At 62.5% G+C, this 347-nt stretch carries 1 protein-coding gene; it reads right to left on the bottom strand.

Annotated features, from left to right (window positions below; translation table 11 throughout):
• A partial coding sequence (locus tag EN824_RS33870) for an ATP-binding cassette domain-containing protein (protein WP_135933191.1) occupies positions 1 to 347 on the bottom strand: 347 nt, incomplete at both ends.

Raw genomic sequence — 347 nt, 5'->3', positions numbered from 1 at the left:
GGCGGTTCGCTCAAGCCCTTGATCAACTCCAGCGCCTGACGCTCGAAGAGTCGGCGATACACGCCGTTCTCAAGACCGATCAGCGTTTCATGGCTGCCTTCTTCGATCACCTTGCCCTTGTCGAGCACGAGCAGCCGGTCGAGTGCGCGCACAGTCGAAAGGCGATGCGCGACGACTAGCGTCGTGCGGCCCAACATCAACCGCTCCATAGCCTGCTGGATCAGCACTTCGCTTTCGCTGTCGAGGCTGGAGGTGGCTTCGTCCAGGATCAGAATGCGGGCGTCCGCGAGAAACGCGCGCGCAATGGCTACCCGCTGACGTTCGCCTCCCGAGAGCTTGATGCCGCG

This window comes from Mesorhizobium sp. M8A.F.Ca.ET.181.01.1.1 (genome assembly GCF_004792025.1).
Taxonomy (GTDB): Bacteria; Pseudomonadota; Alphaproteobacteria; order Rhizobiales; family Rhizobiaceae; genus Mesorhizobium.
This window is presented reverse-complemented; position numbering and strand designations above follow the sequence as displayed.